Source organism: Streptomyces sp. NBC_00440, from assembly GCF_036014215.1.
Lineage (GTDB): Bacteria > Actinomycetota > Actinomycetes > Streptomycetales > Streptomycetaceae > Streptomyces.
In genome coordinates, this window is the sequence record NZ_CP107921.1 from 5,763,893 (window position 1) to 5,785,867 (window position 21,975).

The following is a 21,975-nucleotide window of genomic DNA, read 5'->3' on the forward strand; positions in this document are numbered from 1 at the left end:
GCTGTCTTCCGGCGCAACTCCCGGCGCTAACCTCTGATCGACGTAAGACCATCGACGAGTCGCCGTCAGTCACCACATGCATATCCACCCCCCAACTCCTTCTGGAGCTGTTCGCATGCCGTCCAACGACGCCCGGATCCTCCGGGGCTCGACGATCATCGCTGCCCCCATCGGCATTGTCGCCACTGTTGTCAGTGCGTTCGTCGCAGGCGAGAAGGGCCTGATCGGCGGGCTGGTGGCGCTGGCCGTCGTCGGTGTCTTCTTCGTGGCCGGGTTCGCCGCCCTGATGCGCATCACCCGGGACAAGCCCCAGGTGGCGATGACGGCCGGACTGCTCGTCTATGCCGTGCAGATCCTGCTCATCGGTGTCTTCGTCGTTGCCTTCGGTCACACGACACTGTTCAACGGCCGCGCATTCGCCCTCACTCTGCTGGTCACCGCGCTGGCATGGGTGGGAGGCCAGGTTCGTCACAGTCTCACCAGCCGCATGCTCTATGTGGATCCCGAGCCTTCCGTTCCCGCCAAGGGAACGGCGGACCTGGCGAAGACGGAGTCCTGATCATGCGGTGTAGGGGGGGCCTAAAGGGAGTTCGTCCCGGTCTGCTATCGTCCGGAATCGCTTCCAGTGAAGGCCCCTCCCGCTTGATGAGCGGAGGAGGACGCAGCCCTCACGACCGGCGGCGTACTCGGCCCGGCAGCTGTGAACACGGCGCGGAATCCGGGATGCCCGGTCCTCGGTGGATGCTTCCAGCGGACCGCGGAGGCACCGCCACACCACCACGTCCCCAGTGCCGAAAAGCGGCTCCAGCAGCCGCGCTGAGACACAAGGTTGCCGTTACTTATGCGTCACGACGAAGGAGTCACGGGTGAGTGCCCAAACGCTGCTCGCTGAAAGCGGGTGCCATATCAATGCGGACTGCGCGTTCCCGGCGCCGGGCCTCCACTCGTTCGACTTCAAGCCGATCTTCAGCATCGGCAGCTTCGACTTCACCAAGCCGATGCTCCTGGCGATCATCTGCATGCTGATCGTGGTCGGCTTCTTCTGGGCCGCGTTCAACAAGCCGAAGCTTGTGCCCGGGAAGCTGCAGTTGGTCGGCGAGATCGGCTACACCTTCGTGGCCCGCAGCATCGCGCGGGAAGTGATCGGCAAGAAGGGCGACAAGTACGTCCCCTTCCTCACCTCGATCTTCTTCTTCGTGTGGATCATGAACTTGATGTCGGTCATTCCGCTGGCACAGTTCCCCTCCACGGCGCGCTTCGCGTACCCGGTGGTTCTCGCCCTCCTGGTGTGGGTCACCTACATGTTCCTGACGTTCAAGAAGCACGGCTTCGCCGGCGGCATCAAGAACCTGGTGTGGCTCGAAGGGCTTCCCAAGCCCATCGCGCCGCTCATCGTGGTCCTGGAGTTCCTGCAGAAGGTCATTCTTCAGCCGTTCACCCTCGCGGTGCGGCTGTGGGCCAACATGTTCGCGGGACACATGCTGATCGTCATGTTCAGCGTGGCCAGCTGGTACCTGCTGACGCCGTCGCTCCTGTCGGCCGTCGCAGGCGGCTCGTTCCTGCTGGCGCTCGCCATGACCGCCCTTGAGGTACTGATCCAGTTCCTGCAGGCCTATATCTTCACGCTGCTCGCCTCCATCTACATCGGCGGAGCGCTCGAAGAGGGTCACTGACCCTTCTGCACGTCCCACCGCCCTTCCGCTGGGAATCCTCCCAACGGACCGCATCACATAGGAAGACCGGAAAATGTCTGCCGACCTTGTTAACCTCGCCGCTTCCACCGTCCCCGGCCGCATGGGCGCCATCGCCTATGGTCTCGCCGCGATCGGCCCCGGCATCGGCATCGGCGTCGTCTTCGGCCACTCCATCGAGGCCATGGCCCGCCAGCCCGAGGCCATGCCGATCATCCGCACCAACATGTTCCTGGGCTTCGCCCTCTGTGAGGTGCTCGCGCTGCTCGGTCTGGTCGTTCCCTTTGTCTTCAGCAGCTGATCTGAAGCAGACCGGTAGCCACATTCGACGAAAGGTTCAGACATGATGCTCTTCCTGGCGGAGGGGGGCTCCGAGAACCCGCTCATCCCCGATACGGCGGAACTGATTGTCGGCCTGCTCTGCTTCTTCATCGTCTTCGGCTTCCTCGGAAAGAAGCTTCTGCCGAATATCCAGAAGACTCTGAACGAGCGGCAGGACGCGATCGAGGGCGGACTGGAGCGGGCGGCCGAGGCTCAGGCCGAGGCGACCCAGACGCTCGATCAGTACAAGGCGCAGCTCGCCGAGGCCAGGCACGAGGCCGCGCGCCTGCGCCAGGAAGCGACCGAGCAGGGCGCCACGATCATCGAGGAGATGCGGGCGGAAGGCCAGCGGCAGCGCGAGGAGATCGTCGCCGCGGGTCACGCCCAGATCGAGACGGACCGCAAGGCCACGGCCGCCGCGCTCCGTCAGGACGTGGGCAAGCTCGCGACCGAGCTGGCCGGAAAGCTTGTCGGCGAGTCCCTTGAGGACCACGCCCGGCAGAGCCGTACGGTCGACCGCTTCCTCGACGACCTTGAGGGCAGCGCTTCGAAGGCCGAGGCCGCGCGATGAACGGTGCGAGCCGCGAGGCGCTGGCCGCTGCACGTGAGCGTCTGGAGGCGCTGACCGACACCCCGTCGGTCGACGCCGCGCAGCTCGCGGACCAGCTGGCACAGGTCACCGGGCTGCTCGACCGCGAGGTGACCCTGCGCCGGGTCCTCACCGAGCCGGCGCGGGAGGGCGAGGCCAAGGCCGAGCTGGTGGGACGGCTGCTGGCCGGACAGGTGGACGGCCCCGCCGCCGACCTGACCGCCGGTATGGTCCGCTCCCGCTGGTCGCGTTCGCGCGACCTGGTCGACTCGCTGGAGGAGCTCGCAGCCACCGCCGATCTGACCGCGGCCCAGCAGGCCGGTGCACTGGACGATGTCGAGGACGAGCTGTTCCGGTTCGGCCGGATCGTCGAGTCGAGCACCGCACTGCGCTCCGCGCTCACCGACCGTGCGGCGACAGTCGCTGCCAAGACGGAGCTGCTGCGCAGCCTGCTCGGAGGCCGGGCCAACCCGGTGACCGAGCGTCTGGTCGTGCGTCTCGTGACGCACCCCAGGGGACGTAGCCTGGAGACGGGTCTGCAGACCCTGTCCAAGCTCGCTGCCGCACGCCGGGACCGTGTCGTCGCCGTTGTCACATCGGCGGTGCCGCTCACGGACGGGCAGAAGCAGCGTCTCGGTGCCGCACTGGCGAAGCTTTACGGCCGTCGGATGCACCTGAACCTGGACGTGGACCCCGAGGTCCTCGGCGGGATCTCGGTGCGGGTCGGCGACGAGGTCATCGACGGCACCATCGCCGAACGTCTCGACGAGGCGTCCCGGCGGCTGGCCGGCTGACAACTGCCGGCAGCACTGCACAACAAAGAAGAGCGGCCCGGTTGGGCCGTGCAGAAATTGCAGAAGATTCCTGGGGGCCGCCCCCAGACCCCCAAAGACTTCAGGCCCAACAAGGAGAGCAGGGAACCCAGATGGCGGAGCTCACGATCCGGCCGGAGGAGATCCGGGATGCGCTGGAGAACTTTGTCCAGTCGTACAAGCCGGACGCGGCCTCGCGCGAGGAGGTCGGTACGGTCAGCGTGGCCGGCGACGGTATTGCCAAGATCGAGGGTCTTCCCTCGGCGATGGCGAACGAGCTGCTGAAGTTCGAGGACGGCACGCTCGGTCTTGCGCTGAACCTGGAAGAGCGCGAGATCGGTGCTGTTGTACTCGGTGAGTTCAGCGGTATCGAGGAGGGCCAGCCGGTGCAGCGCACCGGAGAGGTGCTCTCGGTCGGTGTGGGCGAGGGCTACCTCGGCCGCGTTGTCGACCCGCTCGGCAACCCGATCGACGGCCTCGGCGAGATCGCGACCGACGGCCGCCGTGCGCTGGAGCTGCAGGCTCCGGGCGTCATGGTGCGTAAGTCGGTGCACGAGCCGATGCAGACCGGCTACAAGGCTGTCGACGCGATGGTGCCGATCGGCCGTGGCCAGCGTCAGCTGATCATCGGCGACCGCCAGACCGGCAAGACCGCCCTGGCCGTCGACACGATCATCAACCAGCGCGACAACTGGCGCTCCGGCGACGAGAAGAAGCAGGTCCGCTGCATCTACGTCGCCATCGGCCAGAAGGGCTCCACCATCGCGTCCGTACGCGGTGCGCTGGAGGAGGCGGGCGCCCTGGAGTACACGACGATCGTCGCTGCTCCGGCTTCCGACCCGGCCGGCTTCAAGTACCTGGCGCCGTACACCGGTTCGGCCATCGGCCAGCACTGGATGTACGCGGGCAAGCACGTCCTGATCATCTTCGACGACCTCTCGAAGCAGGCCGACGCCTACCGCGCCGTATCGCTTCTGCTGCGCCGCCCGCCGGGCCGTGAGGCCTACCCGGGTGACGTCTTCTACCTGCACTCCCGTCTGCTGGAGCGCTGCGCGAAGCTCTCCGACGACATGGGTGCCGGTTCGATGACGGGCCTCCCGATCGTCGAGACCAAGGCGAACGACGTGTCGGCGTTCATCCCGACCAACGTCATCTCCATCACCGACGGTCAGTGCTTCCTGGAGTCCGACCTGTTCAACGCCGGCCAGCGGCCCGCGCTCAACGTCGGTATCTCGGTCTCCCGTGTCGGTGGCTCCGCCCAGCACAAGGCCATGCGCCAGGTGTCCGGCCGGCTCCGTGTGGACCTCGCCCAGTACCGCGAGCTGGAGGCGTTCGCCGCCTTCGGTTCCGACCTGGACGCGGCCTCCAAGGCCTCGCTGGAGCGCGGTAAGCGCATGGTCGAGCTGCTGAAGCAGGGCCAGTACCAGCCGATGCCCGTCGAGGAGCAGGTCGTCTCCGTCTGGTCCGGTACCACCGGCAAGATGGACGACGTACCGGTCGAGGACATCCGCCGCTTCGAGGAAGAGCTGCTGGACCACCTGCGCCGCGAGCGCAAGGAGCTCCTCACCTCCATCCGCGAGGGCGCCAAGATGTCGGACGACACCGTGACCGCGATCGGCGACGCCGTCGCAGCGTTCAAGCGGCAGTTCGAGACCTCGGACGGCAAGCTCCTCGGCGAGGACGCACCGGCCGTCAGCGCCTCCAAGTGACGACGGAAGGGACCTGACTCATGGGAGCCCAGCTCCGGGTCTACAAGCGTCGCATCCGATCCGTCACCGCGACCAAGAAGATCACCAAGGCGATGGAGATGATCGCCGCCTCGCGCATCGTCAAGGCGCAGCGCAAGGTGCAGGCATCAATGCCGTACGCCACCGAGCTCACCCGTGCGGTGACCGCGGTGGCGACCGGCTCCAACACGAAGCACGCGCTGACCACGGAGGCCGAGAACCCGACGCGGGCCGCAGTTCTGCTCATCACGAGCGACCGCGGTCTGGCCGGCGGGTACTCCTCCAACGCCATCAAGGCGGCGGAGCGGCTCACCGAGCGGCTCCGCGGTGAGGGCAAGGACGTCGACATCTATGTCGTCGGCCGCAAGGGCGTCGCCTACTACGGCTTCCGCGAGCGCAAGGTCGTGGAGTCGTGGGGCGGGTTCACCGACAACCCGACGTACGCGGATGCCAAGCAGGTATCGGCTCCGCTGATCGCGGCGGTCCAGCAGGACACGGCCGAAGGCGGTCTGGACGAACTCCACATCGTCTTCACCGAGTTCCAGTCGATGCTGACGCAGACGCCGGTCGAGAACCGGTTGCTGCCGCTCAGCCTGGACGAGTCCGCCGAGCAGTCGGACAAGAAGGCCGATGCGCTTCCGCTGTTCGAGTTCGAACCGTCGGCGGAGGGCGTTCTCGACGCACTGCTGCCGCGTTACGTCGAGAGCCGTGTCTACAACGCGCTGCTGCAGTCGGCTGCTTCCGAGCACGCCGCCCGCCGCCGTGCGATGAAGTCGGCCACCGACAACGCCGGGGACCTCGTCAAGAGCCTCTCCCGGCTTGCCAATGCGGCCCGCCAGGCCGAAATCACCCAGGAAATCAGCGAGATCGTCGGTGGCTCAAGCGCCCTGGCCGACGCGACCGCGGGGAGTGACAAGTAATGACGACGACTATCGACGAGGCGGCGACGGCCGCCGCCGCCACGGGCCGCGTTGCCCGGGTCATCGGCCCGGTCGTCGACGTGGAGTTCCCCGTCGACGCGATGCCGGAGATCTACAACGCGCTGAAGGTCGAGGTCGCTGACCCGGCCGAGGACGGCAAGCTCAAGACGCTGACCCTCGAAGTCGCCCAGCACCTGGGTGACGGCGTGATCCGTGCGATCTCGATGCAGCCCACCGACGGCCTGGTCCGCCAGGCCCCGGTGGTCGACACCGGCAACGGCATCACGGTGCCGGTCGGTGACATCACCAAGGGCAAGGTCTTCAACACCCTCGGTGAGATCCTGAACCACCCCGAGGCCGAGTCGGAGATCACCGAGCGCTGGCCGATCCACCGCAAGGCCCCGGCCTTCGACCAGCTTGAGTCGAAGACCAAGATGTTCGAGACCGGCATCAAGGTCATCGACCTTCTCACCCCGTACGTCACGGGTGGAAAGATCGGTCTGTTCGGTGGTGCCGGTGTCGGCAAGACCGTGCTGATCCAGGAAATGATCTACCGCGTCGCCAACAACCACGACGGTGTGTCGGTGTTCGCGGGCGTCGGTGAGCGTACCCGTGAGGGCAACGACCTCATCGAGGAGATGGCCGAGTCCGGCGTCATCGACAAGACGGCGCTTGTCTTCGGTCAGATGGACGAGCCCCCGGGCACCCGTCTCCGTGTCGCGCTTGCCGGTCTGACCATGGCGGAGTACTTCCGCGATGTGCAGAAGCAGGACGTGCTCTTCTTCATCGACAACATCTTCCGTTACACCCAGGCCGGTTCCGAGGTGTCCACCCTGCTCGGCCGTATGCCGTCCGCGGTGGGTTACCAGCCGAACCTGGCTGACGAGATGGGTCTGCTGCAGGAGCGCATCACGTCGACCCGTGGACACTCGATCACCTCGATGCAGGCGATCTACGTCCCCGCGGACGACCTGACCGACCCGGCGCCGGCGACCACCTTCGCCCACCTGGACGCGACGACCGTGCTGTCCCGTCCGATCTCGGAGAAGGGCATCTACCCGGCGGTCGACCCGCTGGACTCGACGTCCCGCATCCTGGACCCGCGTTACATCGCGAAGGACCACTACGACGCCGCGCTGCGCGTCAAGGGTGTCCTTCAGAAGTACAAGGACCTCCAGGACATCATCGCGATCCTCGGTATCGACGAGCTGGGCGAGGAGGACAAGCTCACTGTCCACCGTGCCCGGCGTGTCGAGCGCTTCCTGTCGCAGAACACCCACGTCGCCAAGCAGTTCACCGGCGTGGACGGTTCGGACGTGCCGCTCGACGAGTCGATCACCGCGTTCAACGCGATCTGCGACGGGGACTACGACCACTTCCCCGAGCAGGCGTTCTTCATGTGCGGTGGCATTGAGGACCTCAAGGCCAACGCCAAGGAGCTCGGCGTCTCCTGATCGCTGCCCCATGTGAGTCATCAGACTCCTGGAGAGGGGCGGGTGTGTCCCGCCCCTCTCCGTACGCCCATTAGACTTTGACCCAACACCCGGCAGCAGTGCCGGGTGGTGACCCGAGGAGCCTCCTTTGGCTGCTGAGCTGCACGTCGAGCTGGTCGCGGCGGACCGTAATGTCTGGTCCGGCGAGGCGACTCTGGTTGTCGCGCGCACCGCGTCCGGCGACATCGGGGTCATGGCCAATCACCAGCCGCTGCTCGGTGTGCTGGAATCGGGCCCGGTGACCATTCGTACGAGCGAGGGCGGGACGGTCGTTGCCGCTGTGCACGGCGGTTTCCTCTCGTTCGCCGACAACAAGCTTTCGCTGCTGGCCGAGATCGCGGAGCTGGCTGACGAGATCGATGTCCAGCGCGCCGAGCGTGCGCTGGAGAGTGCGAAGTCGGAGGACGACGCCGTCGCCGAGCGGCGCGCCGACGTCCGACTGCGCGCAGTGACGGGGAACTGACGACTCCCACCGAGATTTGACCTCAGCCGCGGCCCGTCCGGAAGCATCCGGACCGGGTCGCGGCTGAGGCGATGCAGAACCAGGTCCCTAACGGTATGAGGCGAGGAGGTCGGTGTAGATGATCCTCGCTCTGCTTGTGTGCGGCCTGGTCGTCGTACTGGTAGCGGTGGGACTCTTCGTCTTCGGCCTGCGACGGCGGCTGATCCAGCGTTCCGGGGGCACTTTCGACTGCAGTGTCCGCTGGGACCTTCCGGAGAAACCCGACGTATCCGGCAAAGGCTGGGTGTACGGGGTGGCCCGGTACAGCGGCGACCGCATCATGTGGTTCCGCGTCTTCTCCTACGCCCCGCGCCCGCGCCGCACTCTGGAGCGCCAGTCCATCGAAGTCGTCTCCCGGCGTACGCCGGAGGGCGAGGAGGAACTGGCGCTCCTTTCTGATGCGATCGTGCTGCGGTGTTCGCACCAGGGTGTCCGGCTCGAACTCGCGATGAGCGAGGACGCGCTGACCGGCTTCCTCGCCTGGCTGGAAGCGGCACCGCCCGGCCAACGAGTCAATGTGGCTTGAAAAGTAGGGGCCTCGTTGGTTGGGGGTCCCCCGGACGGAGTCTGGGGGAGAGTCAACGTGGCTTAGCCAACTGGCTTACGTAAGAGGCCAGTTGGCCATGGTGATGCCCCTGGTCCCTACCGCTCGCCGCCCGGCACCCACAGCACGTCCCCGATGTCCTTGTTCGCGGTGCGCGCCAGGATGAACAGCAGGTCGGACAGCCGGTTCAGATAGGTCGCGGTGAGTGCGTTCATCACCTCGCCGTGTACCTCAAGCGCCGCCCAGGTCGACCGCTCGGCCCTGCGCACCACCGTGCACGCCTGGTGCAGCAGCGCCGCCCCGGGTGTGCCGCCGGGCAGGATGAAGCTCCGCAGCTTCTCCAGGTCTTCGAGGAAACGGTCGCAGTCCGCCTCCAGCTTGTCGACGTACGACTGCTCCACCCGCAGCGGCGGATACTTCGGGTCCTCCACCACGGGCGTGCACAGGTCGGCCCCCACGTCGAACAGGTCGTTCTGGACGCGGACGAGCACCTTCACCACCTCGTCCGGCAGGCCGCCGAGCGCGACGGCGGTCCCGATGGCCGCGTTGGCCTCGTTGGCGTCGGCGTACGCGGAGATCCGCAGATCGGTCTTGGCGGTCCGGCTCATGTCACCGAGTGCGGTGGTGCCCTTGTCGCCGGTACGGGTATAGATACGCGTCAGATTGACCATGCGGCCGAGCCTAGTAGGCCTCGGTCAGGCGCCGGCCCTGCGGAAGACACGTGTGCCCACCGTCACGGCGGCGGCTGCCAGCGCCCCGGCCGCGAGTACCCCGTAGAGCATCGCCGTACTGGTGTAGTCGCCCACGTAGCCCGCCCGTACCGCGTCCACCAGATAGCGGAACGGCATGAAGTGCGACAGCACGTTCAGCCAGCCCGGGGCCAGCGCCATCGGGAGCATCAGCCCCGAGAGCAGCATGGACGGCATGGTCACCGCGTTGATGACCGGGCCGAACTCGTGCGGTTTGGAGACCTTCAGCGCCAGCGCGTACGAGAGCGAGGCGAGCGCCACCGTGAGGACGCCCACGAAGGCGAAGCCGATCAGTACGCCGCCCAGCGGTGCCCGCAGCCCCATCACCAGCGCCGTCACGACCAGCAGGACGGACTGGAAGACGAAGAGCGCGGCGTCCCGCAGCACCCGGCCCAGCAGCAGCGCGAGCCGGCTGACCGGGGTGGCCCGCATCCGCTCGAACACTCCGGTCTGGTTCTCGATGATGATGGCGAAGCCGCTGAACGACGCACCGAACAGGGCGAGTTGGAGCAGCAGCCCGGGGACCAGGATCTGCCAGGAGTCGCCCTGCGAGCCGAGCGGAAGGCCGGTCAGCAGCGGGCCGAAGAAGAGCAGATAGAGCAGCGGCATCAGAACGCCGAAGAGGATCTGGAACTTTGAGCGCGCTGTCTGCCGGGCATAGCGGCCGAAGATCAGCGCGGTGTCGTGCATGAACATGTGAGGGGGCTCCTACACGGCTACGGGGGCGGTCTCTTCGGGTGCGGCGGTGCGGCCGGTGATGGCGAGGAAGGCGTCCTGGAGGGTGGCGTCGATGGACCCGGTGTACTGGAGCTTCAGCGCGCCCGGCGTGCCGTCGGCCACCACCGTGCCCTCGTCCACGACGACCAGCCGGTCGGCCAGCGCGTCCGCCTCGTCGAGGTAGTGCGTGGTCAGGATGACCGTGGTGCCGTGTTCCTTCCGCAGCGCGCGCACCAGCTCCCACAGATCGGCCCGGCTGCCCGGGTCGAGGCCGGTGGTCGGTTCGTCGAGGAAGAGAACTTCCGGCCGGTGGGTGAGGCCCATGGCCAGGTCCAGGCGTCGCCGCTGACCGCCGGAGAGCGAGGCGCACTTGCGGTCGAGCAGTGCGGTGAGGCCCAGTTCGGCCGCGAGTTCGCCGGCGCGTGCTGCGGCGCGCGCCCGGCTCAGCCGGTAGAGGCGGCCCTGGGTCACGAGCTCCTCGCGTACGGACATCTGGGGGTCGACACCGCCCGACTGGGCGACGTAACCGATCTTCCGGCGGACGCCCGCCGGGTCCCGTACCAGGTCGCAGCCCGCGACGGTGGCCGCGCCGGCGCTGGGCGCCAGCAGGGTGGTGAGCATCCGCAGCGTGGTGGTCTTGCCCGCGCCGTTGGGTCCGAGGAAGCCCAGGATCTCGCCTGCCCGGACGGTCAGATCGATCCCGCGTACGGCCTCCACCGGGCCGGCCTTGGTGGTGAAGGTCCGGGCCAGCCCGGACGTACTGATGATTGGCATGGCACTCAGAAAAACAGAGACGCTGCATTTTTGCAATGGATATAAATTTTGCAGTCACCCCAAGCTTTCACCGTGCCCAGCGGCCCGCATACGATGCGGGCATGGCTGAGGGGCTCAGGGAGCGCAAGAAGCGCCGGACCAGGCAGTACATCTCCGATGTGGCGACCGGGCTGTTCCTGGAGCGCGGCTTCGACGAGGTGACCGTCGCGGAGGTCGCCGAGGCGGCGGAGGTCTCCGTCAACACGGTGTACAACTACTTCCCGGCCAAGGAGGACCTGTTCCTCGACCGCAGCAAGGGCGTGGTGGACCGGCTCGCGCGCTATGTGCGCGGCCGGGACCCGGGGGAGTCGGCGGCGGGCGCGGTCCTGCGGGAGCTGCGGGACCAGGTGACGGCGGTCTCGCCCACGGTCGGGCTCCTCGACGGCTACGACCGGTTCCTGCGCGTCGTGCAGGACGCGCACTCCCTGCGCTCCCGGATGTGGCACATCCAGCAGCAGTCCCTGGCGAATGTGGAGACGGCGCTGCGCGAGGAGACGGGCGCGGCGGGCTCCGACACGCTCCCGACCCTGGTGGCGGGTCAGCTCGCCTGGATCCAGTCGACGCTGATGGCGTGGATCGGTGACGAGATGATCGCCGGGCACGCGCCGGACGAAGTCTCCCGTCGGGCCCTGGATCTCCTCGACGACATGGAAGAGGTCCTGGGGGAGAAAGTGCTCAACTACGCAGTAAGGGGCTGAGGGTGACGCCCCGGAGTGTGATGTCCGCCATGTGGGACGTGACGCGCATCTCTTAGCCACCACAAGGTGCCCGGCTCCCTATAGCCTCCGCCCCAGAGCCGTTCGCAGAATGCCGTTTAAGGGGTGCCAATTGGCCAGGAAGCTCGCTGTCATCGGAGCCGGACTCATGGGTTCCGGAATTGCGCAGGTGTCGGCCCAGGCCGGCTGGGACGTTGTTCTGCGCGATGTCACCGATGCGGCCGTGACCCGCGGCACCGACGCCATCAAGGCGTCCTATGCGCGGTTCGTCGCGAAGGGCAAGCTGGAGGCGGCCGACGCCGACGCCGCTCTCGCACGGATCACCACGACCACCGATCTGGACGCGGCCGCCGACGCCGACATCGTCGTGGAGGCGGTGTTCGAGAAGCTTGAGGTCAAGCACGAGATCTTCCGCGCGCTCGACAAGCTGGTACGGGAGGACACGGTCCTCGCCTCCAACACCTCGGCGATCCCGATCACCAAGATCGCGGCGGTGACGGAGCGCCCGGAGCGGGTCGTCGGCGCGCACTTCTTCTCGCCCGTCCCGATGATGCAGCTGTGCGAGCTGGTCCGCGGGTACAAGACGAGCGACGAAACCCTGGCCACCGCAAGGGAGTTCGCCGAGTCCGTCGGAAAGACCTGCATCGTCGTCAACCGCGACGTGGCGGGCTTCGTCACCACCCGGCTCATCTCCGCGCTCGTCGTGGAGGCGGCAAAGCTGTACGAGTCGGGCGTGGCCACCGCCGAGGACATCGACATCGCCTGCAAGCTCGGGTTCGGGCACGCGATGGGCCCGCTGGCCACCGCGGATCTGACCGGTGTCGACATCCTGCTGCACGCCACGGGCAACATCTACACAGAGTCCCAGGATGAGAAGTTCGCCCCGCCCGAGCTGATGCGCCGAATGGTCGATGCGGGTGACATCGGCCGGAAGAGCGGGCAGGGGTTCTACAAGCACTGAATCGCACAGCTCGCCCCTGAGATCACCCGGTTGGGTGAATTCGGTATCGGTTCGCTTACGGACGGCAACTTGTTTCCCGGCGGGGCAGTCAGTTCAGTGACAGACGTGAAAGACGTGACGGAGTCCGAGAACTCCCGGGGAGCGCATATGCATATCAGGGGCGACCACGCCAAGCTGGTCGTCGGGGGCCGCCTCGACGTTCGCAGCGCGGCGGACGCCCGTACGGTCCTGCACTCGGCTGTCGACGACGGTGTCGGCGATCTGGTGCTCGACCTGACCGAACTCGACTCGTGGGACGCCACCGGACTCGGGGTGATCATGGGCGTCCACCGGCGCGCCGGGAGATGCGGCCGCCGGCTCGTCCTGCGCGGGGTGCCGCCGCAGATGCAGCGCCTCCTGGTGGCGACCCGGCTGCACCGCATTCTGGCCATCGAGGGCGGAATCGCCGCCGAATGCCTGCCCCGCGTCTGACGGACCCGGCGTACCGCTCCTCGGGCCCCCGCGGGGGGGCCGTCCCCGGCGCCGGGGACCCCGAGTGGTGACGGATACTGGCTGAAGGTCTAGGGTTCGGTCGCCTACTGATTGACGAACCCATGTGCGGTAGGCGCCGGACCAGAAGCGACAGCGTGGTGTGCGAGGCCGGGAAGGCAGACCGCGCGCAACGCCAGCTGGGGGCTTTCACCTATGGATCCGAAGAAGAGCGGACCGGACGAGTACGGCCAGGATTCCGGCCACCGTCCGGGGCGGCCCGGAGGGCCGGCCTCGCCCAGACCGCCGCGGGACCCGCTCGCGCCCGACCTCGCGCAGCAGGCGCCCGCCCGCGCCCGCACCGTGCGGTTGGTCACCGGCGACTTCCTGGTGACCGTGAACCCCGTCGACGGCAGTGAGATTGAACACTGCCCGCCGGGCGAACACCCGGGCGCCCCGGAGCGGTACAGCGCCGAGGAGCGCACGGCCCTGCTGCGCGCGGCGGGCCCGCCGGTGCCGCCAGGACCCGCAGGGCCCGAACTCCCGCTGCTGGAGCGGCAGGAGGAGCACGAGCGGCTGGTTCGGCTGCTGGCGCGCGGGCGGTCCGTACGTCTGACGGGCCCGGCGGGCTCCGGGCGAACCTCGCTGCTGGACGCCGTGGCCCGGGACTGCTCCGGTTTCGCGCCCGACGGGGTCGTCAGGCTCTCCGGGTACCACCGCACCGCCGCCGACCTGCTGTACGGGCTCTTCGCCGCGGTCTACCGGGCCCCGCTGCACCGGCCCGACAGGGCCGAGCTGCTCACCCTGGTCAACGGGATCGGCGCGATCGTCGTCCTGGACGACCTGGAGCTCGGCGGGACCGCACTGGAGGAACTGCTCGACGCCACCCCCGAGTGCGCCTTCCTGCTCGCCGCGACCCCGGAGGTGACCGCCCCGCTCCCCGAGTCCCACCTGGAGGAGGTCTTCCTCGGCGGTCTCGGGCGCAGCGCCTCGCTCGACCTCCTGGAACGCGCCGTGGAGCGGCCGCTCACCGAGGAGGAGGCCAACTGGGCGGGCGATCTGTGGTTCGAGTCGGAGGGGCTGCCGCTGCGCTTCGTCCAGGCGGCAGCCTTGCTGCGCCAGCGCGACCTGCTGCGCGCCGGCCCCGGCTACCCGGGACCCAGCACCGACGACGCCTTCCCGGGCGGCTCCGGTGCCGCCGCCGGCCCGCCCGGCGATGCCCCCGAGGTACCGCTGCCCACCCTGGGACAGGGGGCGGCGCCCGCCCAGCTGCTCGCTGAGCGGCTCAGCGACGCGGCACGGTCCACGCTGGCCTTCGCCGTGGCGCTCGGCGGCGAGGTGCCGCACCAGGCCCATCTGCCGGCGCTGGTCGGCGACACCCACGCCGACGCGGCGATGGGGGAGCTGGCCGGGTCCGGGCTGCTCTCCCCGGCCGGTTCGCACTACCGGCTGGCCGCCGGCGTCGTCCAGCAGCTGGAGGCCGGTGGATACGCCGACGACTCCGCCGGGTACGCGCTGACCACCGCCCAGCACTACGCCTGGTGGGCCGGGCACCCCTCGGTGGCACCCGAGCGGGCGGCAGCCGAGGCCGACGCCGTCCTCGCGGCGATGAGCGCACTCGTGCCCGGCTCGGAGGCCGGACACCCCAGCGCCGCCGTGCTGCTGGCCCGCAGCGCCGCTCCCGCCTTCGCTGCCGCACTGCACTGGGGCGCCTGGGAACGCGCCCTGCGGACCGGCCAGGAGGCGGCCAGGCTCTCCGGCGAGGTCGCCGAAGAGGCCTACTTCCACCATGAGTTGGGCGTACTGGCGCTCTGCACCGGCAACCCGGACCGGGCGCTGGCCGAGCTGGAGGCCTCCATAGCGCTGCGCGGTGCACTGGCGGACAAGGCGGGTACGGTCGCCGGGCGCAGGGCGCTCGCGCTCATCGCCGACCGCTCGGGCGCCGCCTCGCTGGGCGGCTATGTGCCGGGCGACACCCCGCCGCAGGGCGCCGAGGTGCTGCCGTCCGCACACGAGGACATGGCCCAGACGCCCGTCGGTCCGGGCGCGGCGGGCGCGGTCGTCTCGCTCTCCCCGGCGCCCCACGACCACATCACGCTGGTCACCCAGCAGGTGTCCCCGGAGGGCGCCGCTCCGCACGGCCGGCGCCGTACGGTCCTGGGAGGCGCCCGGCGCAATCTGGTCGCGGCCGGAGCCGGTGTGCTGCTCGCCGGAGTGCTCGGCACCGTGGTGACCCTCGGCGCGACGAGCAACAGCCACTCCGGGGACGGGGACGGCACGCCCGGCCGCTCCGTCAACGACGGCGGTGGCAAGGACGGGATGAGCGCCGACGAGCCCACGCAGAGCACGCCGGGGAACTCCGACGGCTCGACCGGCAGCGGAACCGCCGACCCCTCGGCCCCCGCCTCCCCGAGCGCCACCGACAGCGGCCGGCCCTCCGGGACCCCGACACCGTCGGACGGCGCGTCGACCCCGGGCGGCAAGCCCTCGTCACCGTCGGACAAGCCGTCCGGTTCCAGCGGGAAGCCGCCCACGAAGCCGTCGACGCCGCCGACCAAGCCCTCGCATTCGCCGCCCAGCAGCCCGTCCACGTCGCCGAGCGACCCGGGCAGCCCGAGCCCCAGCCCGTCGGACTCCACGACAGAGGACCCGCCGCCCGCCAATTCCCCCTCGACGACCCAGAGCGCCATGCGGCCCTCCACGGCCTCCAGCGGGCCGGTGGACAGCGGGAGTTCGTCCACGCCTCCGGGAGACGCGTCGGCGTCCCCCTCGCCCGACTCGCCCCCTTCGGCGGGCTGAGGCGGCACGGCACCCAGCCGACAGGACCCCGGCTGACAGGACACCCAGCCGGCACGGACACAGGGGAAGGCCCCGGCGGAGACATCCGCCGGGGCCTTCCGTTTCAGCTGTCGCAGCTGTTCCCGTTCCTCAGAAGAGCCGCAGCTTGTCGTCCTCGATGCCCCGCATCGCGTCGTAGTCGAGCACCACGCACTCGATCCCGCGGTCCGTGGCCAGCACCCGGGCCTGCGGCTTGATCTCCTGTGCCGCGAACACGCCCTTGACCGGGGCCAGATGGGGATCCCGGTTCAGCAGTTCCAGATAGCGGGTGAGCTGCTCCACGCCGTCGATGTCGCCGCGCCGCTTGAGCTCGACGGCCACGGTCCCGCCGTCAGCGTCCCGGCAGAGGATGTCCACGGGGCCGATCGCCGTCATGTATTCACGCCGAATCAGAGTGTGACCCTCACCGAGGGTTTCGATGCGGTCGGCGAGGAGTTCCTGGAGGTGCGCCTCCACACCGTCCTTGATGAGCCCCGGATCGACACCCAGCTCGTGCGAGGAGTCGTGGAGGACCTCCTCCATCGTGATGATGAGCTTCTCGCCCGCCTTGTTCACGACCGTCCACTGACCGGTGTCGTCCCCTGTCCCCTCCTTCAGAGTGCAGGGCGGGGACATCCAGTTGAGGGGCTTGTACGCCCTGTCGTCCGCATGGATCGAGACGCTTCCGTCGGCCTTGACCAGGATCAGGCGCGGAGCGGACGGCAGATGGGCGGTGAGGCGGCCCGCATAGTCGACGGAGCAGCGGGCGATGACGAGACGCATGGTCGGCAACGCTACTCGACATCGCCGCTTGTACGCGATTCGCCCTGAACAACCCCGTTCGTTATTGGCCGGTTGTGTGCCCATTCTCCTGGTGCGGGCGCCTGCACACGCATACCGTGGAAGCAGGAGGTTGTCGCGCGTGTACTCTGCGTCGCGATTCTCCGTACCTGCCCGTAAGGCCCCGGCTACTCCGGGGTCGCGAGAGGAGAACCCATGTCGCTCGACGTCTCACCGGCCCTACTCGAACAGGCCGAGCGAGGCGAGGTCGATGAAGCGGACTTCATCGACTGCGTCCGGACCTCCCTGCCCTACGCATGGGAGATGATCAGCTCTCTGGCGGTCCAGCTGAAGGTCGACGGCGGCGAGTTCGCCGACAACCAGACGCCTCCCCCCAATGAGCAGGCGCGCGGCCAGCTGCTGCGCGCACTCGCGAGTGACGCGATACGTGGAGCGCTGCAGCGGCATTTCGGGGTGCGCCTGGCATTCCAGAACTGCCACCGTGTGGCGGTCTTCCCGCTGGACCCCTCGGTCGATGAGCGGCTCGGCCGCTTCACCTCGATCAGGGGTCAGCTGCTGAACCAGTCTCCGGAACTCAGGGACTGCTGACGCGCCGGGCTGCCGCTCCGCACCACTGGAGGTGTCTTGGCTGCCGGAGCGGCAGCGCCCGGTTCCACCGGATCAGTGCAACCGCGGGAGGACTTCGGTTCCGATCAGCCGGAGGTTCTCCTCGGTGGCCGCTACATCGCCCGAACCCTCCACCAGCATCGCGAACCGTGTGATGCCGGTCCTCTCCGCCGTGGCCGCGAGCCGGTCGGCAGCCAGGCGGGGAGGGCCCACGGGATGGATCCGGCAGAGCATCTCCGTGTACGCGACCGGGTCCCGCATCGCGCGATGCCTGCCGTCGACGGTCACATGGGCGTCAAGTCCCTGTTTGAGCCAGCCCGGCATCGCCTTCACCAGAGTCTCCGCCGCGTCGGCCCTCCGGTCCGCGATCTGTGCCACGCCCGCCGCCACATGCCCGGCGTCCGCCACGGCCCCGGCCGGAACTCCCGCTGCCCGCGCGTGCGTTCGCCACAGCGCGACCATGTCGGCCTTCTCCTCGTCGTCCGAGTGCATCCCGAGCAGCATCGGCAGCCCGCGCTCGGCGGCGAGCCGCACACTGGCCGGTGAGGTGCACGCCACGACGACCTCGGGGCCCGGCACTTCACCGCACCGCAGCTCCTGCGGCCGTGGTACGACCGGGACTTCGCGGAAGCGGAAGCGCTCCCCGCCGGCCGACACCCGGGACTCGCGCAGCCACCGCAGCAGCAGGTCCAGCGACTCCGGGAAGCCGCTCTCGTACGCGCCGAGCCCCGCGCCGAAGACCTCCAGGTCCACCCAGGGCCCGCCGCGTCCCACGCCGAGGCTGAACCGCCCGCCGGATGTGATGTGCAGCAGCGCCGCCTGCTCGCCCAGCGCGACCGGGTGCACGGTCGGCAGTACGCTCACCGCCGTACCGACCTGGATCCGCCGGGTGCGGCCCAGCATCATCGCGGCCAGCGTCACGGCCGAAGGACACACCCCGTACGGTACGAAGTGGTGCTCGGCCAGCCAGACCGCGTCGAGCCCGGACTCCTCGGCGACCTCGGCGGACCGCACCGCGCGGTGCAGTGCCTCTTCCTGCCCCTGCCCCGGGAACTGGGCTGCCAGTACAAATGCCCCAACACGCATCGCCTTCTGCCTCCTTGCGGCCGACGCGACTCTCCCCTTACTGGCAACAACGCCTGACACGTGCCAAAGGCACGGCCCAACGCAAAGTTGTTGTGATTTTCCGGTAAGCCCGACCGGCGCATGGGGGGCGGGAGAAGGAGCGGGGTCTGGTGCGTGCGGTCGCAAGGCGGAGGAGGGAGGAATGGCGGAGCCATGGCGACCGACGACAACGCCGCGAGCGTGCGTGCCAGACCCCGCGACGCCGCCCCCCATGCGCCGGTCGGGCCCAAGCAGGCCCCCGGGGCTTACACGTTCTCACGGTGAGCAGTACGGATGTGGCGTTCCGCTGCCCGTAGGCTGGACTGAGCGAGAAACTGTCCGCTCTGCCCCGTGAGGTGTTACGTGTCCCCGCGCCGCAACCGCCCCCGTGGGGGCGAGAAGCCGAGCGAGTCCGTCGGCGGGGGTGGGGGGCCGGACCGCTTCGGTCTCCAGGCCACCGAGTCCTGGCAGGGCGAGGAGTGGTCGGTCCGCATGGTCAGCGGGGCGAGCGCGCAGGGCAAGCGCTACCGCTGCCCCGGCTGCGACCAGGAGATTCCCTCGGGGGTGCCGCATGTGGTGGCCTGGCCCGAGTACGGCGGGGTCGACGACCGCAGGCACTGGCACAAGGCCTGCTGGAACGCCAGGGACCGCCGCACCTCCAGGGTGCAGCGGTCCCGTAACGCGCCGAAGTACTGAGCAGCTCAGCAGGTCTGGCCGGCCGTCTCAGACGTCGCGGCTGCTGAGCGCGGCGACCGCGCCCCCGAACACCACCGCCGTCACCCCGAGCAGGATCCACAGCGGCTCCCAGCCGGACGGTCCTGTGCTGGAGACCGAGGTGCTGTAGAAGGCGCTGAGCTGGTTGGGGATCGAGTACTCGAAGAGCTTTTCGCGCAGGGTGGACAGCGACTGCGCGAACATGAACAGCGCCAGCACCAGCGGGAGCAGCACCACCCCGAGCATCACCGTGATCGCGCCGGCCGAGTGCCGGATGAGCGAGCCGACGGCCAGCGACAGCAGCCCCAGCAGGGCGACATAGAGGCTGACGCCCACCGTCGCCTGGATCCACTCCCGGCCGTCCGGCGTCCGGGCGCCCGTCCCCTTGAGCATCGCGTACTGGAACATCGCGACGAGCGCGGTCGTCACCAGCAGGATCACGAACGCCAGCAGGAAGAAGACGATCGCCTTCGCCGCGAGCACCCGCGCCCGGCTCGGGCAGGCGGTCAGGGTCGTACGGATCATGCCGGTTCCGTACTCGGACGCCACCGTCAGCACGCCGAGCGTGATGACGCACATGGAGCCGAGCAGCACGCCGAAGAACCCCATGCTCAGCACCGGGGTGCCGTTCATGGTGGAACCGGACGACCTGATGGCGACCGTCGACAGCAGACCGATGCCGAAGACGAGCACGATCAGCACGCCGAGCGTCCACATCGTGGAGCGGACCGACTTGATCTTCGTCCACTCCGAAGCGATGGCGTGCCCGAGGTGTGCGTCGGTCACCGGGATCGGCGACACGTAGGACGGAGTCCGGTGGGGCAGTGGCGGCTGCTGCTGCGGCGGCTGGAACGGCGCGGAAGCGGGGGTCGTCATCGGTGGTCCTTCGGGGCGGGAGCGGGCGCGGGGGCGGTCGCCTGCGGCGCTGCGGGGCCGGTGGCGGGCGGCGCGGGCGCGGCGGCCGGGGGAGCGGCGTACGGGTTCTGGCCGGGCGGCGGCGGGGCGTACCAGCCCTGCTGCGGCATCTCGGCGGGCACCGGCAGCGGGTGGCCGGGCTGCTCGAAGCCGGACAGCTGGTCCGCCGTGGAGCGGTAGTCGACGGCCCCCTGCGTCATCCGCATGTACGCCTCCTCCAGCGAGGCCTGATGCGGCGAGAGCTCCCACAGCCGTACGTCGGCGTCGTGCGCGAGGTCGCTGATCCGCGCCAGCGGCAGCCCGGTCACCCGCAGCGCGAGGTCCTGCTCCGGCATGACCTGCCCGCCGGCCTCGGTGAGCGCGGCCGTCAGCTTCTCGCGCTGCGGCACGTCGGGGGTGCGGACCCGCGCGAAGTCGGCCGAGTTGTGCGAGATGAAGTCCTTGATGCTCATGTCCGAGAGCAGCTGGCCGCGGCCGATCACGATCAGATGGTCGGCGGTGAGGGCCATCTCGCTCATCAGGTGCGACGAGACGAAGACGGTACGGCCCTCCGCCGCAAGGGACTTCATCAGATTGCGGACCCAGAGGATGCCCTCCGGGTCGAGGCCGTTGACCGGCTCGTCGAAGAGCAGCACCTGCGGGTCGCCGAGCAGGGCCGCGGCGATGCCCAGGCGCTGTCCCATGCCGAGCGAGAAGCCCTTGGAGCGCTTGCGGGCCACCTCCTGGAGGCCGACGACGCCGAGCACCTCGTCGACCCGGGACGCCGGGATCCCGGAGAGCTGTGCCAGCGAGAGCAGATGGCTGCGCGCGCTGCGGCCGCCGTGCACCGCCTTGGCGTCGAGCAGCGCGCCGACCTGCCGGGGCGCGTTCGGAAGCTTGCGGAAGGGGTGGCCGCCGATCGTGACATGGCCGGAGGTCGGCTGGTCGAGGCCGAGGATCATGCGCATGGTGGTCGACTTCCCGGAGCCGTTGGGCCCCAGGAAGCCGGTCACCGTGCCGGGCCGCACTTGGAAGGAAAGGTTGTACACGGCCGTCTTGGCGCCGTAGCGCTTCGTCAGGCCGACTGCCTCGATCATTCTCCAGCCCCATCGACGTTTTCGTGTCGTCGGGGCCTGGCCGCATTCGGCCGAACACCCCCGTATGAGTGAGGAGGATATCCAGGCCTTGACGGTTCCAGCCAAGTCGTGACTGTCGTCGCCTTCCGGCCACCGGGCCCGGGAACGGCCGTCAGGCGTCGCGCTTCTTCAGCAGCACATAGCCGGCGAGCACCGCGGCCGCCACCCACAGGGCCATGATGCCCAGCCCCTCCCAGGGCCCGTACGGGGCGCTGTTACTGCCCGGGACCACCTGGGTGATCTTGCTCCCGGCCTGGTCGGGGAGGTACTGGCCGACCTTCTTGGTGGCGGAGACGCTCCCCAGGATGTTGGAGATCAGGAAGAAGAACGGCATCAGGATGCCCAGCGACAGCATGGGACTGCGCAGCAGCGAGGCGATGCCCATCGAGAACATCGTGATCAGTGTCATGTACAGCGCGGCACCGAAGACGGCCCGCAGCACACCGGGGTCCCCGATGTGGGAGCGGTGGACACCGAGCAGCGCCTGGCCGAGAAAGTACGTCACGAAGCTCGTCACCACACTGATGACGAACGCCAGGACCGTGGCCACCACGATCTTGGCGGTGTAGAAGGTGCCACGCTGCGGGACGGCGGCCAGCGACATCCGGATCATTCCGGTGCTGTACTCGTTCGTCACCACGAGCACCCCGAAAACGATCAGCGCCAACTGACCGAGCACGATCCCCGTGAAACTCACCGACGTCGGGTCGAAGGTGAGCTGGTCCGAGCGGTTCAACTTGCTGAACTGGTTGTTCGACAGCGCGCTGAACAGCGCCCCGAACGCCACCGTCACCACCAGCGCACTCGCCAGCGTCCAGACCGTGGACTGCACCGAGCGGATCTTGGTCCACTCCGACTTCATCACCTGGGCGGCCGCCAT

Annotated in this window: 24 protein-coding genes; 16 read left to right on the top strand and 8 right to left on the bottom strand. The window is 68.9% G+C overall.

The features are described 5' to 3' along the window. Positions 1-115: 115 nt before the first annotated feature. The 10 genes from OHB13_RS25965 (at position 116) to OHB13_RS26010 (ending at position 8,581) form a co-directional block, all read left to right on the top strand. Positions 116-559 carry a hypothetical protein gene (locus OHB13_RS25965; RefSeq protein ID WP_266853034.1) on the top strand — a complete coding sequence of 148 codons (444 nt, stop codon included), beginning with the start codon at positions 116-118 and terminating at the stop codon, positions 557-559. A gap of 307 nt (positions 560-866) precedes the next feature. Next, positions 867-1,673, top strand: a complete 807-nt coding sequence (gene atpB, locus OHB13_RS25970; RefSeq protein WP_266853032.1) for a F0F1 ATP synthase subunit A — start codon at positions 867-869, stop codon at positions 1,671-1,673. 73 nt (positions 1,674-1,746) lie between these two features. After that, positions 1,747-1,992, top strand: a complete 246-nt coding sequence (gene atpE, locus OHB13_RS25975; RefSeq protein ID WP_266853030.1) for an ATP synthase F0 subunit C — start codon at positions 1,747-1,749, stop codon at positions 1,990-1,992. Positions 1,993-2,037: 45 nt separating this feature from the next. Further along, the gene (locus OHB13_RS25980) at positions 2,038-2,583 is read left to right on the top strand and encodes a F0F1 ATP synthase subunit B (protein WP_266860699.1); all 546 of its coding nucleotides are present in this window, start codon (positions 2,038-2,040) and stop codon (positions 2,581-2,583) included. Continuing rightward, a complete protein-coding gene (locus OHB13_RS25985) occupies positions 2,580-3,395 on the top strand; it encodes a F0F1 ATP synthase subunit delta (protein WP_266853029.1) in 816 nt (271 codons plus the stop codon). The genes OHB13_RS25980 and OHB13_RS25985 overlap by 4 nt, the downstream gene beginning before the upstream one ends. Before the next feature lie 131 nt (positions 3,396-3,526). Then, positions 3,527-5,122, top strand: coding sequence for a F0F1 ATP synthase subunit alpha (gene atpA / locus OHB13_RS25990; RefSeq protein WP_266853027.1), 1,596 nt, complete (start codon positions 3,527-3,529; stop codon positions 5,120-5,122). Positions 5,123-5,142: 20 nt separating this feature from the next. Next, entirely contained in the window at positions 5,143-6,060 is a 918-nt protein-coding gene (locus tag OHB13_RS25995) for a F0F1 ATP synthase subunit gamma (RefSeq protein ID WP_266853025.1), read from the top strand. Continuing rightward, entirely contained in the window at positions 6,060-7,514 is a 1,455-nt protein-coding gene (gene atpD, locus OHB13_RS26000; RefSeq protein WP_266853023.1) for a F0F1 ATP synthase subunit beta, read from the top strand. Before OHB13_RS25995 ends, atpD begins: the two co-directional genes overlap by 1 nt. Before the next feature lie 127 nt (positions 7,515-7,641). After that, positions 7,642-8,016, top strand: coding sequence for a F0F1 ATP synthase subunit epsilon (locus tag OHB13_RS26005; protein ID WP_266853021.1), 375 nt, complete (start codon positions 7,642-7,644; stop codon positions 8,014-8,016). A 118-nt stretch (positions 8,017-8,134) separates the two neighbouring features. Further along, a complete protein-coding gene (locus OHB13_RS26010) occupies positions 8,135-8,581 on the top strand; it encodes a DUF2550 domain-containing protein (RefSeq protein WP_266853019.1) in 447 nt (148 codons plus the stop codon). A 116-nt stretch (positions 8,582-8,697) separates the two neighbouring features. Here the strand turns inward: OHB13_RS26010 and OHB13_RS26015 are convergent, their stop codons facing one another. From OHB13_RS26015 to OHB13_RS26025, 3 genes are read right to left on the bottom strand one after another with little or no spacing between them, the layout of a single operon-like run. Beyond that, positions 8,698-9,270, bottom strand: coding sequence for a cob(I)yrinic acid a,c-diamide adenosyltransferase (locus OHB13_RS26015; RefSeq protein ID WP_328378670.1), 573 nt, complete (start codon positions 9,268-9,270; stop codon positions 8,698-8,700). Positions 9,271-9,294: 24 nt separating this feature from the next. After that, positions 9,295-10,044 (bottom strand): ABC transporter permease, encoded by a 750-nt coding sequence (locus OHB13_RS26020; RefSeq protein ID WP_328378671.1) that lies wholly within the window; start codon positions 10,042-10,044, stop codon positions 9,295-9,297. Positions 10,045-10,056: 12 nt separating this feature from the next. Further along, positions 10,057-10,839, bottom strand: coding sequence for an ABC transporter ATP-binding protein (locus OHB13_RS26025; RefSeq protein ID WP_328378672.1), 783 nt, complete (start codon positions 10,837-10,839; stop codon positions 10,057-10,059). Positions 10,840-10,940: 101 nt separating this feature from the next. On the opposite strand from OHB13_RS26025, the gene OHB13_RS26030 reads away from it, so the two are divergent. From OHB13_RS26030 to OHB13_RS26045, 4 genes are all read left to right on the top strand, one after another. After that, complete coding sequence (locus OHB13_RS26030; protein ID WP_266853011.1) at positions 10,941-11,576, top strand: TetR/AcrR family transcriptional regulator; 636 nt, start codon at positions 10,941-10,943, stop codon at positions 11,574-11,576. A 130-nt stretch (positions 11,577-11,706) separates the two neighbouring features. After that, complete coding sequence (locus OHB13_RS26035) at positions 11,707-12,555, top strand: 3-hydroxyacyl-CoA dehydrogenase family protein (protein WP_266853010.1); 849 nt, start codon at positions 11,707-11,709, stop codon at positions 12,553-12,555. A 147-nt stretch (positions 12,556-12,702) separates the two neighbouring features. Beyond that, complete coding sequence (locus OHB13_RS26040; RefSeq protein ID WP_266853008.1) at positions 12,703-13,026, top strand: STAS domain-containing protein; 324 nt, start codon at positions 12,703-12,705, stop codon at positions 13,024-13,026. A gap of 213 nt (positions 13,027-13,239) precedes the next feature. Continuing rightward, positions 13,240-15,822, top strand: coding sequence for an ATP-binding protein (locus tag OHB13_RS26045; RefSeq protein WP_328378673.1), 2,583 nt, complete (start codon positions 13,240-13,242; stop codon positions 15,820-15,822). A gap of 129 nt (positions 15,823-15,951) precedes the next feature. On the opposite strand, the gene nucS is transcribed toward OHB13_RS26045, so the two are convergent. Continuing rightward, positions 15,952-16,623: an endonuclease NucS gene (gene nucS / locus OHB13_RS26050; protein ID WP_164267471.1), complete on the bottom strand. Its 672-nt coding sequence runs from the start codon at positions 16,621-16,623 to the stop codon at positions 15,952-15,954. 213 nt (positions 16,624-16,836) lie between these two features. On the opposite strand from nucS, the gene OHB13_RS26055 reads away from it, so the two are divergent. Then, on the top strand, positions 16,837-17,229 hold the full coding sequence (locus OHB13_RS26055; protein WP_164267472.1) for an SCO5389 family protein: 393 nt from the start codon (positions 16,837-16,839) through the stop codon (positions 17,227-17,229). Positions 17,230-17,301: 72 nt separating this feature from the next. Here the strand turns inward: OHB13_RS26055 and OHB13_RS26060 are convergent, their stop codons facing one another. Beyond that, entirely contained in the window at positions 17,302-18,333 is a 1,032-nt protein-coding gene (locus OHB13_RS26060; protein WP_328378674.1) for an LLM class flavin-dependent oxidoreductase, read from the bottom strand. Between the two features lie 381 nt (positions 18,334-18,714). Here OHB13_RS26060 and OHB13_RS26065 point away from each other — a divergent pair, with 381 nt between their 5' ends. Further along, positions 18,715-19,047, top strand: coding sequence for an ATP/GTP-binding protein (locus tag OHB13_RS26065; protein ID WP_266853000.1), 333 nt, complete (start codon positions 18,715-18,717; stop codon positions 19,045-19,047). A 27-nt stretch (positions 19,048-19,074) separates the two neighbouring features. On the opposite strand, the gene OHB13_RS26070 is transcribed toward OHB13_RS26065, so the two are convergent. From OHB13_RS26070 to OHB13_RS26080, 3 genes are all read right to left on the bottom strand, one after another. Further along, on the bottom strand, positions 19,075-19,941 hold the full coding sequence (locus OHB13_RS26070; protein ID WP_266852998.1) for an ABC transporter permease subunit: 867 nt from the start codon (positions 19,939-19,941) through the stop codon (positions 19,075-19,077). Then, positions 19,938-21,056, bottom strand: a complete 1,119-nt coding sequence (locus OHB13_RS26075; RefSeq protein WP_328378675.1) for an ABC transporter ATP-binding protein — start codon at positions 21,054-21,056, stop codon at positions 19,938-19,940. Before OHB13_RS26075 ends, OHB13_RS26070 begins: the two co-directional genes overlap by 4 nt. A 151-nt stretch (positions 21,057-21,207) precedes the next feature. Continuing rightward, the gene (locus OHB13_RS26080) at positions 21,208-21,975 is read right to left on the bottom strand and encodes an ABC transporter permease subunit (RefSeq protein WP_328378676.1); all 768 of its coding nucleotides are present in this window, start codon (positions 21,973-21,975) and stop codon (positions 21,208-21,210) included.